Raw genomic sequence first — 12,121 nt, forward strand, 5'->3', positions numbered from 1 at the left:
TCGCCAAATCCATCCCCGTCCTCATCGGCGCGCTCGCCGCCATCCTCGGCATCGGCGGCATCGCCACCAAGGTGAAGTCGTTCTTCCAGGCGCTGTCGAAGCCGGTGATGAAGGCCGTCGACTGGGTCGTCGGAAAGATCGTCGGACTCGGCAAGAAAATCTGGGCCAAACTCAAGGCCAAGGCACGTGGTGGGGACGACTCCCCCGCGGGCAAACAGAAACGCCTCGATGCGGGCATGGCCGCCGCGGTCAAGGTACTCGACCGCTATGCCGGGCGACCGGTCACGAAGGCGGTCGTGACCCCGATGCTCGCCGCGATCCGCATCCGGTACGGCCTGGCCTCCCTCGACGTCGTGCCCGACGGCGAGAACTGGACGGCGGTCGGCAAGGTCAACCCGTCCGCCCGGGCGAAGTCCCGGGCGAAGAACCTCGACCCGACGATCGAGGAGGAACGCCGGGCACAGGTCATCAAGAGCGCTCCGGCGAGGAGCAGGACTTTCCTCGATCGCGTGTTCGACGACTGGTGGAAGCGTCAGCTGGGCCGCGCCAAGCTCTGGGGTGACACCAGCGTTCTCGACAAGGAGAAGCAGCAGGCCGTCGAATGGGCATCCGCGGAGCCGGTCGCCGACACCATCTACCGCAAGTTCTTCGCCGGGCGCCCCAACGACCCGGCCGGGGACAACGCCTGGGTGACGGAGGTGTTCGGGAACAAGAGCACCGTCCGGGTGGAACTGGTCGGCCGGGTCGGCAGGCTCGCGGCGGCCCGGCTCCGGCCGGATGTGCTCGCCGCGAATCCGGGGAACGAACTGTATGAGCGGATGGCCTTCGTGCCCGGTGACGGCCATTACGGCCGGTTCGACCCCTTCCCGGTGCGCGACAAGGACGCCGACCCGGACCTCGTGGCCGCCGTGAACGGCAGGATCATCGGATTCCTCGAGGCCATCGGCCAGGGTGCGACGATCGGTGGCATCGATTTCGCGAAGTTCAAGGAGCTCTGGACGAAGGACACCAATTCGCGCGACTGGATCAAAAATCAGTTCCGCGAGGCGGACGGTGGAAAGCACGAGTGGATTCCCACGAACTACATCCCGAATGTGCTGGAGTTCGCCGTCAGCGGTGGGAGCAGGAACGCCGTCGCCCAGAACGCCAAGCGGGCCGCCGACTGGATCAGGCTGCACGACGCCTTCCGGTCGTTCACCAGCCACGTGATCTGGGAACTCACCCTGAAGCCGATCACCGGCCCGCTGGGCAAGGACGAGTTGCACGTCCACGTCGGCACGTTCTTCGACGGCCGCAGCCCGATGTTCAACGGCCGCGACGGCTACTGGCACGACACCTTGCGCGGTTACTTCGACCGGTTCACCCGTGATCATCCACAGGGGAGCGCTGGTCAGTTCATGAAGATCATGACGCATCACCTGTTGGCAGGTCACCTGATGTGGAACGGTGATTCTGCCACCATTGCGCCCGAACTGCGGGGACGCATCATCGACGCGACCTACAAACTGGTGACGGCGACTCCGGAAGGAAAATTGATAAGCATCGAGCGCAAGCCCGGGCTCAGCGTCGAAGACCTCTGCGGTCACCACCGCCTGAATTTCCTGCAGGTTGTGGAAGACTTCGAGCGCGCGGCCAAGGCCATTTCGGGTTGACCTGAAAGGATCTGTTGACACCATGACGGGGACGTTGGATCCGGTCCTGCTCAGGAAGCTGCCGGCGAACGAGGCCGAGTGGCCGGCGCTCACCAAGCTCGCGGCCATGGGCGTGCGCGATCTGGCCGGCATCGAGCGTTGTTCGAGTCTGGAGATCCTGTCCCTGTCGGGGTGCGGCGACCTCGACGTCGGCCACCTCGCCGGCCTCCCGCACCTCGAGGTCCTCGAGATCTCCGACAGCGGACTGACGTCGATCGAGGGTCTGGCCGGCCATCCCCGGCTCGGGTCCTTCATCCTCTCGCGCAACCTCGTCGCCGATCTTCGGCCGCTGCTGCAGATGCCCAGCCTCGGGATCGTCGACGTGGTGGGCAACCCGATCACCGACGACTCGTTCCACCAGGTGGTGCCCAAGCTGCAGGCGCAGGGAAAGTTCGTGCAGTGTTCGACGCGCGCGGACTGGCAGCTCACCCTGCGGTTGCGCGCCGCCGGCCTGCCGTTCAGCGTCTACCGCACGCAGGGCAAACTGCGCCTGGTCAGTCCCGGCCTGGATCACACCGACTCGCCCGCCTTCGGCCACGTCGTCGTCTCCGCAGCGGAGATCGACCGCCTGCTGACCGACGATCCGGCCGGCGTCAACGCGCTCTTCGCGAAAGGGTGAGGACACCTGGCAGACCGGCTAGGTCAGATCACCGGGGGCGGTGAGGTGGCCGGTCACGGCGGTCGCCGCGGCCACCGGCGGGCTGACCAGGTGGGTGCGGGCGCCCAGGCCCCGCCGGCCCTCGAAGTTGCGGTTGGACGTGGACGCGCTGCGGGCACCACGAGCATGGAGACACTGGAAGCCACCGAACGGCCCCGGAGCACGTCGGCCGCGGCGCGCAGGTCCTCGATGCGGCCGTTGGTGCAGTTGCCGATGACGAGTGTCGACCGGGATGTCCCGGACGGCTGCGCCGGGCGTCAGGTCCATGTAGCGCAGGGCGGCCGAAGCGGCGTCGCGCTGGGTGGGATCGGGAAGTCCCCGGGGAACGGAACGACGCCGGCGTATGCCGATTGACAGGTCGAACTCCTGGACGGCCAGCGACAGCATCACGCCCAGCGCGGCGATCAGGATGACCGTCTGGGTGCTGAGGATCAGCTTCACCGTGGACAGCGACCCGAAAGGTGTCCGAGCGCCACGAGAAGAACGCGATGATCAAGACCCAGACCGCCGCGACCGCGTACTTCTCGACGGCCTCACGAGGCGAGCCTCTTCAGCACGGCGTCCTCGTCCCACACCTCGGCGTACTTGGCCGCCATGTCGAACAGGTTCGCCTCGTGCGGGCGGGGGTCGCGGTCGCCGACGGCCTGGCGGATCACGATCGGCAGGAAGCCGTACGAGATGGCGTCGACCGCCGAGGCCCGTACGCATCCGCTCGTGCTGACCCCGCAGACCAGCAGCGTGTCGATCTTCGCCGCGGCCAGAGTGCTGGCCAGCGTGGTGCCGAAGAACGCGCTCGCGTACTGCTTGGTGATCACCAGGTCGTTCTCGGCAGGACCCAGCACCGGCATGATCTCCCCGAGGTTGCTGCCGGAGCCCTCGACGAAGTGCCGGAGCGCGCCGACCTTCTTGAAGAAGAGGCCACCGTCGACACCGCCGGGCCCGTAGACCACCCTCGTGAAGATGACGGGTACGCCGGCCCTGCGCGCCGCGTCGACAACGCGGGCGGCGGACTCCAAGCACTCACAAGACCCCATGTAGAGCTCGGCGCCGGGCTCGAAGTAGGCCCGGACCATGTCAATCACCAGCACGGCCGGCGAAAGGCCCCAGTCCAGCTTCTGCCCGAAGCCGGCGCCCTCGTAGTCGTCGTTCAGATCGCTCATGCCGAAGCCGGAGCCTTCGGTGCCGGCAGACCGGTCTCGGCCAGACAATTGGCCAGGATCTCCGCCATCGGCGGGCCCATGTTGAAGACGGGCGGCTTCTCCGGCCGCTCCGACCGCAGCCGAGCACGAAGCTCGTCCGTGGCCCCGATGTCCACCGACCCGTCAGCGCCCAGCACCACGCCGTACCGTGCGGCGCCCTCGGCCGAGACGAGCCCGCGCCGGACCTCGAGCGCGACCAGGTCGGGGTCGCGGGCCAAGGGGTCGCCCCAGCCGCCGCCGCCCCAGGTGACGAAGTGCAGCACGTCGCCCTTGGCGACCGCCACGTCGTGCACCTTGCTGGGCAGGATCTCTCGGGTTCCGTCGGCCCGGTCGACCCACTTCCGGCCGCGGGCGCCCGGGTCACCGCCGTTCACACCCCAGGGGTACGTGAGCCAGCGGTCGTCGTGGATGGCGATGGTGCCCGGCTGCAGGAAGCGGTAGGCCACGTCCACGCCGTTGCCACCCCGGTGCAGTCCGGCGCCGCCGGTGTCGGCGACCGTCTCCCACCGCTCGATGCGCAGCGGGTAGTAGGACTCCAGGTACTCGCACGGGATGTTGACGAACGACGGCCACAGCGAGTGCCCGTCCGGCCCGTCGCCGATCGGCCGCCCGGGGATGCCGCCGAACCCGATCGAGTAGAGCTGGAACCACTCACCCTTGCGCTCGCCGTCCGCGTAGTTGCCGGAATACATGAAGTGCGGCGAGGAGGAGAAGCCGGCCGCGTTCAGCAGGTCCGGGTTCTTCTGGCCGAGCAGGCCGCCGAACAGGTCGAAGATGCGCCCGATGCCGTGGTTGCGGGCGTTCAGCGCGGCCGGGAAGTCCGGTTTCCAGAACGACTTGTCCGGGATCACCACGTCGATCAGCGGATAGAACCCGTCGTTCCAGAGGATCTGCGGGTCCGCCACGGTGATCATGTAGATCCCGAAGAACATCTTGGCGAGGTTCTCGTTGATGTAGTAGTTGATCGGTCCGGGCGACTGCGGCGAGCTGCCGGTGAAGTCCAGGAGCACCTTGTCGCCGGTCCGGGTGAGCGACAGGGTCACCTGGTACGGCCCGAAGCCGACGCCGTCGTCACAGATCCAGTCCGAGAAGCTGATCTTCTCGCCGTCCGCGAACACGGTCCGCAGCAGCACCTTCATCGCCTGGTAGTTCCGGTCGAGAAGGGCGTCCAATGCCGACGTGTACGTGTCCACGCCGAACCGCGCGCACAGCTCCTGGATCCGGCGGGACGCGGTGCGGCAGGCCGCCACGATGCCGTTCAGGTCGGCCCGGTTCCAGTCCGGCTGCCGCACCTGGTTGAGGATGATCCGCAGCGCGTCCTCGTTGAGCACCCCGCCGCTGTACAGCTTGAAGGGCGGGATGATCACACCCTCCTCGAAGATGGTGTGCGCGTCGGTCGGCATCGAGCTGACCGTCTTGCCGCCGACGTCGGACATGTGCCCGAACATCGACGACCAGCCGACCACCCGGCCGTCGAAGTAGATCGGCATCACCACCAGCCAGTCGTTGGCGTGGCTGATCGCGCCGTCGCAGGAGTACGGGTCGGACGTGAGCAGCACGTCGCCCTCTTCGATGGTGCCCTCGAACCGGCCGAGCAGCGCCGGGATCGAGAGGCCGAACTGGCCGACGACCATCTTGCCCTCGGGGTCGCCGATCAGCGGGAACTCGTCGTGCTGCTCACGGATGCCCGGCGACAGCGCGGTCCGGAACAGCACCTCGTCCATCTCGTAGCGGGCGTTGCGCAGCGCGTTCTCGATGATGTCCAGCGTCACCGGGTCGACGTCGACCCGGGTCACCGGGCTGGTCGCGGTCTCGATGGTCTCTGCCATGGCTCACTCCCCCAACGGGCGGATCAGGAGGCACCCGCTGGGGTGCACGGTGGCGGCGTGTCCCGGCAGGACCAGCGTGGTGCTGTCCATCTCGGTGACGATCGCCGGTCCCTGGACGACGTTGCCGGCCAGCAGCCGGCCACGGTCGTAGACGGTGGCCTCGGTCGAGGCGCCGTCGACGTACACGGTCGTGGTGGTGCGGGCCGCGGCCGACGGGTCCTCGGCCCCGGCCGCCAGCTCGGTGGCCTTCACGTGCGGGCGCGGCCCGGAGACCGCGGCGCGGACGGCGACCAGCTCCTGCTCGTTCTTGAGCAGGAAGGAGAACAGCCGCTCGTGCTCAGTGTCGAACGCCTTGGCCAGCGCTTCGAGCCCGCCGCCCCGGCCGTCGAACGCGGTGACGTCGGCCGGCACGGTGATCTCGAAACCCTGGCCGTGGTAACGGATGTCGACCTGGTAGCTGACCGTCTGGTCGGCCGGGTCGACGCCCTCCGCGGTGACGGTGGCCGCCGCGCTCCCGGCCAGCTCCGCGAAGATGCCGCGCAGCTCGTCGTCGGTCAGGTCGGAGAACTTCCTGATGTACGTGCGGGCGGACTCGTCGCGCAGTCCGGTGGTGGCGTCGCCGTACGCGCACAGCACGCCCGGCGACGGCGGGATGATCACCGGCCACGCCCCGGTCAGCCTGCCCAGCGCGTTGGCGTGCAACGGTCCGGCGCCGCCGAACGCGACCAGCGCGAAGTCGCGGGGGTCGTACCCCTGCTGCACCGAGACCAGCCGCAGCGCGCCGAACATGTTCTCGTTGACGATGTCGACGATGCCCGCGGCCGCCGCCTCCGGCGAGCCCAGGCCCATCGCGTCGGCGACCGTGGCGACCGCCGTCCGGGCCGCCGCCGCGTCCATCGAGATCTCGCCGCCGGCCAGCTCGCCGGGCAGATGACCGAGCACCACGTTGGCGTCGGTCACGGTCGGCTCCTGACCGCCCTTGCCGTACGCGGCCGGGCCCGGGTCGGCGCCGGCCGACTGCGGGCCGACACGCAACGCTTTGGTCAGCGCGGGCACGTGGGCGATCGAGCCGCCGCCGGCGCCGACCGTCCGCACGTCCACCGACGAGGAGCGCACCTTGAGGTCGCCGACCTGGGTCTCCCGGCCGATCCGCGGGATGCCGTCCTGCACCAGCGCCACGTCGGTCGAGGTGCCGCCCATGTCGAAGGTCAGCAGGTCGCTGAACCCGGCCTGGGTGGCCGCCCAGACCGCGCCGCTGACACCGCCGGCCGGGCCGGAGAGCAGCATCGTCACCGGGTTGTCGGTGGCCGCGCCGGCGTTGGACAGGCCGCCGTCGCTGCGCAGGATGTAGAGCTTCCGGTCGATCTTGCCGGCCATGTTGGCCAGGTAGCGGCCGGCCTGCGGCTGCACGTACGCGTTGGCGACCGTGGTGATGGTCCGCTCGTACTCGCGCAGTTCGGGCAGGACGGAACCGGACAGCGACACCGGCACGCCGGGCAGCTCCTCCGCGGCGATCTCACCGATCCGCTTCTCGTGGCGCGCGTCCACGTACGAGTTGATCAGCGCCACCGCCAGGGCCTCGATGCCGGCCTCGCGCAGCGTACGCAGCTTGACCCGGATGTCCTCCTCGTCGAGCACGGTGACGATCTCGCCGTCGGCGCCGATCCGCTCGATCGCCTCGACCGTGTTCTCCAGGGCCGCCAGCGGCTCGGGCTTGGGCCAGATGATCCAGCCGGCCAGGCCACCGGGTACGAACGACCGCGCGATCTGCAGCACCTGCCGGAACCCGTCGGTGGTGACCAGCCCGACCCGGGCGCCCTTGCCCTCCAGGATCGCGTTGGTCGCCACCGTCGTGCCGTGCAGCACCTGCCCGATCTCGGACAGTGAGGTGTTCGCCGCCGCGCAGACCTTCTCGATGCCGTTCAGCACGCCGATCGACTGGTCCTGCGGTGTGGACGGGGTCTTGGCGCGGTACGACTCGCCGCTGTCCTCGTCGATGAGAAGGATGTCGGTGAACGTGCCGCCGACATCAACGCCCAATCGGTATCGCATCCGCGCCTCCCTCAGTCTCAGATGACGCCGGCCGCCGAGAGCCGGCCCAGGTCGTCGTCGCCGAGGCCGAGCAGGCCCCGGTAGATCTCGTCGTTGCTGGACCCCAGCGCCGGCCCGGTCGAGCGAACCTTGCCCGGGGTGGCCGAGAGCTTCGGGAAGACGCTCTGCATGGGCAGGTCGCCCAGCTCGGCGTCGGGCACCGTGACGATCGCCTCGCGCGCCGCGAAGTGGGGGTCGGCGAACATGTCCCCGGCCTTGTAGATGCGCCCGGCCGGCACGCCGGCCTGGTGCAGCGCGTCGAGCAGCTCGTCGGCGCCGAAGGCGTACGGACCGGTCTGGCCGTAGCCGGTCACCCGGGTGACGATCAGGCGGGGGTTGATCTCCCAGAGCCGCTCCGGGGACAGGTTCCAGCGCTCCAGGGTGCCCGGCCGGAAGTTCTCCAGGAGGACGTCGGCCTTGGCGGCCAGCTTGCGGACCAGGTCCTGGCCCTCAGGTGAGCGCAGGTCGGCGGTGACCGACTTCTTGTTGCGGGCGACGACCGGCCACCACAGCGACCTGCCGTACGGCTTCTCCCGGCCCCACTGGCGCATCGGGTCGCCCGCCTTGGGGTCCTCGACCTTGATGATCACGGCGCCGAAGTCGCCCATCAGCTGGCCGCAGAACGGGCCCGCCGGCAGCTGACCGAGCTCGATCACTCGGACGTCCTGCAACGGCATGCCGCGGTCAAGGGCTTCACTCATGCTCGAGCCTCCATAGGCATGCGCTCCCGGCCCTCGCCTGCGAGGCCGTCGTCTTGTCCGGCTGGTTGCCGCTCGGTGCAGTCGCTCAGCCCGTCTCCTCGGTCGGTGGGTTGGGTCCGGCGCTGCCGGGGGCCGAGCAGCGACGCCCGGGCCGACAACAGGTGCGCGTGCATGACCGCCTCGGCCCGGTCGGCGTCGCGGGCACGGAGAGCGGCCACGATCTCGAGGTGGTGGTCGGTGCTGCGCCGCCGGGCCGCCTCGTCGGGTGCCGCAGACGGCCGACGCCGAGGCGGTCATGGCGGGCGTGCCCCGCCGGCCCGACGTGCGCTACATCGGGCTCGTGGTGAACCAGCGCGGCCTCGACCGCGCGCTCGCCGCGGGCGTGGACGAGGTCAACGCGATCGTCGTCGCGACGGAGACGTTCTGCCAGCGCAACCAGGGTATGTCGATCGCCGGGGCGGTGGGCTCGTTCGCCGCCATCAGCGAGCGGGCGCACGACGGCGACCTGGGCGTCACCGCCACCGTCGGCGCGAGCTTCGGCTGCCCGTTCGCCCCCAACGCCACCGGCAACATCCCGGGAGATCTGGCGTGAAAGCCGCCGTCCTCACGTCACTCGGCGAGGCTCAGATCAAGTCCATCCAGCTCCCCCAGGCCGTGGTCTCCGCGACCGCCACGCTTTCCGCGATCGCCGGCGGGAGCGGACGGACCCACGTTCAGGTCGGTCCGGGGTGAACAGGCCCTGGATGCCGACCACGATCGCGATGATGCCGAAGATGCTCAGCAGCAGGGCCGCGCCTCGGAGACCGGACTCGGGGCGGGCCCGTTCGCGGCCGCGGATGCGGTGCCAGAGCAGGGCCAGGCCCACGGACCGAGCCGCCGCCCCTGACCGTGCCGGCTCTGGTCATGGTCGGCGCCGGGGCGATACCCGTACTCAAGGAGTTGGCGGCGTTGATCGTCGGATGCGACCCACGTGGAGGTGGCAGGCGGCGCGAACCACGACATCCCGGTCGGCGAAACCGCCCGTCTCATGCGTACTGTTAAGAAGCCTTGATATTTATTGTCATGAGTATGACGATAACGTCATGCGACGACGTCGATGGATATCTCTGCTGGCGGCCGCGACGATGACCGTGGCCGCGACGGCGGTGATGGCGTACGCCCCCGCGTCCGCCGCCGTGACCTGCACCGCCCCCACCTGGGCCGAGGGCAACACCTACACCGCCGGCGCCCAGGTCACCTACCAGGCCCGCCAGTACCAGGCGCTGGTCACCCACACCGCCCACCCCGGCGCGGGCTGGAACCCGGCGGCCACTCCCAGCCTGTGGCGTGACCTCGGCGCCTGCACGCCAGGTCCCAGCGACCCGCCGCCCAGTGATCCGCCCCCGTCCGACCCGCCGCCGACCGACCCGCCGCCCTCGGGCTGCGGCCAGCGTCCGAGACCGGCCGGCAAGGTGCTCCAGGGTTACTGGGAGAACTGGGACGGCACCAGCGTCCACCCCGGCCTCGGCTGGATCCCGATCACCGACTCGCGTCTCGGCCAACACGGCTACAACGTGCTCAACGCGGCGTTCCCGGTGATCCGCTCCGACGGCACCGCCCTGTGGGAGGACGGCATGGACGCCGGCGTCCGCGTGGCCACCCCGGCGGAGATGTGCGCCGCGAAGGCCTCCGGCAAAACGCTGCTGCTCTCCATCGGCGGCGCCACGGCCGGCATCGACCTCAACTCGAGCACGGTCGCCGACCGCTTCATCAGCACCATCGTGCCGATCCTGCAGACCTACCACTTCGACGGCATCGACATCGACATCGAGACCGGCCTGACCGGCAGCGGCACCTTCACCACCCTGTCCGCGTCCCAGGCCAACCTGATCCGCATCATCGACGGCGTGCTGGCCCGGATGCCCTCCGGCTTCGGCCTGACGATGGCCCCCGAGACCGCCTACGTGACCGGCGGCAGCGTCGTCTACGGCTCGATCTGGGGCGCGTACCTGCCGATCATCAAGAAGTACGCCGACAACGGCCGCCTCTGGTGGCTCAACATGCAGTACTACAACGGTTCCATGTACGGCTGCGGCGGCGACTCCTACAACGCCGGTACCGTCCAGGGTTTCGTCGCCCAGACCCAGTGCCTCAACAACGGCCTGGTCATCCAGGGCGTCACCATCCGCGTCCCCTACGACAAGCAGGTCCCCGGCCTCCCCGCCCAGCCCGGAGCCGGCGGCGGCTACATGTCCACCGCGCTGGTCACCCAGGCGTACAACTCCTTCAACGGCCAGCTCAAGGGCCTGATGACCTGGTCCGCGAACTGGGACGGCTCGCGCGGCTGGACCTTCGGAGACAACGTCAAAACCCTTCAAAACCGTTAGGAGTACGGGCCCACCGGAGTCCCGCCACCTCGGCGACCTCTCCGGTGGGCCAAGCCTTTGCCGCCCGTTCCGGGCGGAGCTGCCCACTCCCGCTTTTTGTCGGGGGGTGTGGATAGCCTCACGCCATGTCCGACACGCCCGTGACCGACCGGCGCGACCCCGCCGACCAGACTGGCCCAGATCGTCCACGTCCGCCTCCGCCGCCTGTCCACCGAGGAACTCGACCACCGGGACGGCGACTCCTGGTCACCCCGCCAGATCGCCTTCCACCTGGAGGAGTCCCGCTACTACGCCGACGCCGTCGGCCACCTGCACCGGACTCAGGCCGCGGCCGCTCACGCTCAGCTCAACCACCGGACCGGCCGCCCTCAGCCGCCGCCCACGCGCTCCGCAGTTCCCGCCTCGCCGCGACGCATGGGACGGCAGCACCGGACCGCGCCTCTCCGGAGCGCCGCGCCGCCGACGTCGAATAGTCGTTCTGGAAGGCGAGCCGGGAGTCGGCACCCGAGCCCAAGCGCTCGAGATGCTCGTCGAGGCCGAGGAAGACCGCCCACGGCTCCCGGCCCGACGCGCCGGCGAGCGAGCCCACGACGAGGTCCTCCAGGTCGGCCACGCGCCTGGCTTTCCAGACCTTGTCGGCGAGGCTGACGATCAGGTCGTCCAGTTCGAGGCCGGGCGCGGTCCACGAGGCGTGGGTAGCCGCGAAGCGAGCCAGCCGCGGCTCGAATCCCAGGTCCAGCAGAACTTTCTGACCAGCTCGCTCATGCCGTGACCCGGGTGCCGACAGTTCCTCGGGATGCACGGTCTTGCCGATGTCATGCGTGGCGGCGCCGAAGAGAACGGCCCGCCGGTCGAAGGCCGCAGCCGGATGGTGCGCCGCCAGCCAGTCGACAAGCTCGACAGCGACGTCGTGCACGGCACGCAGATGCGCGGCCAGCCTGGGCGGCGCGTTCAGTTCACGCAGGAGCGCGGCGGCGTCAGCGGGCAGAGCACGCAGAGGCGGTTCGGTCAGAGCACGCTCCAGCACAGCCACTCCAGCTTCAACCGGTCAGGAGAACAAGCCGAGCATCGAATGTTGCCGTTCGTCGAGCAGGAACGGCGCATTCGCCGCCGGTACAGGATAGAGGCGAGCGGCTGCCAGATCGGCCGCACGGATGCTGGTCGCGATTCCCACCTTGACGCCGCGAGCCGCGAACTCGGCAAGTAGTCGCCGGCTGTCCAGCAGATACACCGACGCGAGTGACCATCGGCGGTGTCTCGCGTTTCCGGCCCGCCGGGGTGGACCGCTCAGCACGAGGTAGTAGTCGCAGCCGTGCGAGCTGATGTCGATTCCGTCGGCCGCGCTTCCGTAGGTCTTGATGTTGACCGTGCGGCCGCGTAGCGGCCCGGACCTGAACCATCCGTCGTAGCCGGCCTGAATCGTGCTCGGTGCGAGGTCGATGTCGAACACGCGCGCGGCCAGGAACTCGCCGACGTCACTCTGCCTGGCCGACCGGCCGGTCATCTCCGCGATGCGCTGATCGATCGCGTCGCGTTCGCGGAGCAGACCAGCCAACTGGGCCAATCCGTCGTCCATCGTCCCGACC

12 protein-coding genes and 1 pseudogene are annotated in these 12,121 nt (G+C 69.5%); 5 read left to right on the forward strand and 8 right to left on the reverse strand.

The features are described 5' to 3' along the window. Both QSK31_RS25000 and QSK31_RS25005 read left to right on the forward strand, forming a co-directional pair. Positions 1–1,652: hypothetical protein (locus tag QSK31_RS25000; protein WP_285686742.1), on the forward strand; the 1,652-nt coding region annotated here is incomplete at its 5' end. Positions 1,653–1,674: 22 nt separating this feature from the next. Then, positions 1,675–2,310 carry a leucine-rich repeat domain-containing protein gene (locus tag QSK31_RS25005; protein WP_285686743.1) on the forward strand — a complete coding sequence of 212 codons (636 nt, stop codon included), beginning with the start codon at positions 1,675–1,677 and terminating at the stop codon, positions 2,308–2,310. Between the two features lie 18 nt (positions 2,311–2,328). On the opposite strand, the pseudogene QSK31_RS49255 reads toward QSK31_RS25005, so the two are convergent. The 6 genes and pseudogenes from QSK31_RS49255 to QSK31_RS25035 form a co-directional block, all read right to left on the reverse strand. Beyond that, positions 2,329–2,681: pseudogene (locus QSK31_RS49255) on the reverse strand (aconitase family protein); the annotation flags it as partial. A gap of 201 nt (positions 2,682–2,882) precedes the next feature. After that, positions 2,883–3,509 (reverse strand): isochorismatase family protein, encoded by a 627-nt coding sequence (locus tag QSK31_RS25015; RefSeq protein WP_285686744.1) that lies wholly within the window; start codon positions 3,507–3,509, stop codon positions 2,883–2,885. Beyond that, positions 3,506–5,377 carry a hydantoinase B/oxoprolinase family protein gene (locus QSK31_RS25020; protein WP_285686745.1) on the reverse strand — a complete coding sequence of 624 codons (1,872 nt, stop codon included), beginning with the start codon at positions 5,375–5,377 and terminating at the stop codon, positions 3,506–3,508. The genes QSK31_RS25015 and QSK31_RS25020 overlap by 4 nt, the downstream gene beginning before the upstream one ends. Positions 5,378–5,380: 3 nt before the next feature. Next, positions 5,381–7,429, reverse strand: a complete 2,049-nt coding sequence (locus QSK31_RS25025; RefSeq protein WP_285686746.1) for a hydantoinase/oxoprolinase family protein — start codon at positions 7,427–7,429, stop codon at positions 5,381–5,383. 17 nt (positions 7,430–7,446) lie between these two features. Then, positions 7,447–8,169, reverse strand: a complete 723-nt coding sequence (locus QSK31_RS25030; RefSeq protein WP_285686747.1) for a CaiB/BaiF CoA transferase family protein — start codon at positions 8,167–8,169, stop codon at positions 7,447–7,449. Next, complete coding sequence (locus tag QSK31_RS25035; protein ID WP_352244494.1) at positions 8,166–8,390, reverse strand: hypothetical protein; 225 nt, start codon at positions 8,388–8,390, stop codon at positions 8,166–8,168. The genes QSK31_RS25030 and QSK31_RS25035 overlap by 4 nt, the downstream gene beginning before the upstream one ends. A gap of 44 nt (positions 8,391–8,434) precedes the next feature. Here QSK31_RS25035 and QSK31_RS25040 point away from each other — a divergent pair, with 44 nt between their 5' ends. From QSK31_RS25040 to QSK31_RS25050, 3 genes are all read left to right on the forward strand, one after another. Beyond that, entirely contained in the window at positions 8,435–8,761 is a 327-nt protein-coding gene (locus QSK31_RS25040; protein ID WP_285686749.1) for a beta/alpha barrel domain-containing protein, read from the forward strand. Further along, positions 8,758–8,901 (forward strand): hypothetical protein, encoded by a 144-nt coding sequence (locus tag QSK31_RS25045; RefSeq protein WP_285686750.1) that lies wholly within the window; start codon positions 8,758–8,760, stop codon positions 8,899–8,901. Before QSK31_RS25040 ends, QSK31_RS25045 begins: the two co-directional genes overlap by 4 nt. Positions 8,902–9,251: 350 nt before the next feature. Beyond that, on the forward strand, positions 9,252–10,535 hold the full coding sequence (locus QSK31_RS25050) for a carbohydrate-binding protein (RefSeq protein WP_502873005.1): 1,284 nt from the start codon (positions 9,252–9,254) through the stop codon (positions 10,533–10,535). A 346-nt stretch (positions 10,536–10,881) separates the two neighbouring features. On the opposite strand, the gene QSK31_RS25055 is transcribed toward QSK31_RS25050, so the two are convergent. Next, complete coding sequence (locus QSK31_RS25055; protein ID WP_285686751.1) at positions 10,882–11,562, reverse strand: HD domain-containing protein; 681 nt, start codon at positions 11,560–11,562, stop codon at positions 10,882–10,884. 21 nt (positions 11,563–11,583) lie between these two features. Continuing rightward, on the reverse strand, positions 11,584–12,111 hold the full coding sequence (locus QSK31_RS25060; RefSeq protein WP_285686752.1) for a hypothetical protein: 528 nt from the start codon (positions 12,109–12,111) through the stop codon (positions 11,584–11,586). Between the last annotated feature and the right edge of the window lie 10 nt (positions 12,112–12,121).

The sequence above is a fragment of the Actinoplanes sp. NBRC 103695 genome (genome assembly GCF_030269485.1).
In the GTDB taxonomy this organism is placed as follows: Bacteria; Actinomycetota; Actinomycetes; order Mycobacteriales; family Micromonosporaceae; genus Actinoplanes.

Coding starts and splice junctions, on each gene's coding strand:
- QSK31_RS25005 (WP_285686743.1), top strand. CDS start 1,675: ATGACGGGGACGTTGGATCCGGTCCTGCTCAGGAAGCTGCCGGCGAAC.
- QSK31_RS25060 (WP_285686752.1), bottom strand. CDS start 12,111: ATGGACGACGGATTGGCCCAGTTGGCTGGTCTGCTCCGCGAACGCGAC.
- QSK31_RS25050 (WP_502873005.1), top strand. CDS start 9,252: ATGCGACGACGTCGATGGATATCTCTGCTGGCGGCCGCGACGATGACC.
- QSK31_RS25020 (WP_285686745.1), bottom strand. CDS start 5,377: ATGGCAGAGACCATCGAGACCGCGACCAGCCCGGTGACCCGGGTCGAC.
- QSK31_RS25015 (WP_285686744.1), bottom strand. CDS start 3,509: ATGAGCGATCTGAACGACGACTACGAGGGCGCCGGCTTCGGGCAGAAG.
- QSK31_RS25025 (WP_285686746.1), bottom strand. CDS start 7,429: ATGCGATACCGATTGGGCGTTGATGTCGGCGGCACGTTCACCGACATC.
- QSK31_RS25030 (WP_285686747.1), bottom strand. CDS start 8,169: ATGAGTGAAGCCCTTGACCGCGGCATGCCGTTGCAGGACGTCCGAGTG.